Source organism: Burkholderia sp. ZZQ-2, from assembly GCF_050768715.1.
In the GTDB taxonomy this organism is placed as follows: Bacteria; Pseudomonadota; Gammaproteobacteria; order Burkholderiales; family Burkholderiaceae; genus Burkholderia; species Burkholderia cepacia.
Genome location: NZ_LDVA01000031.1, coordinates 1 through 260 on the forward strand (window position 1 = coordinate 1; position 260 = coordinate 260).

1 pseudogene is annotated in these 260 nt (G+C 73.5%); it reads left to right on the forward strand.

The window, feature by feature from the left end:
* A pseudogene (locus ABY44_RS00830) lies at nt 1–260 on the forward strand (helix-turn-helix domain-containing protein); the annotation flags it as partial.

Genomic DNA, 260 nt, shown 5'->3' on the forward strand with positions numbered 1-260 from the left:
CGCGCTGCGTCGTCGCGGAAGCGGAGATCGCGCTCGCATCGCGCGACTTGCGCTGGCCGACACGCGCGCTCGATGCAGCCTGTGCGACGCTCGACGCGCACGGTGACCGCGCGAACGCCGCGCACGCGCGCTATCTCGGCGTGCGCCGGCTGCTGCTGGTCGGCCAGCTCGACGACGCCGAACGGATGCTCGCGAATCTCGATCCCGCACCGCTGCCGGCTGCATCGCGCGCCGCCCATGAGCTGATCGCGGCCGGCATC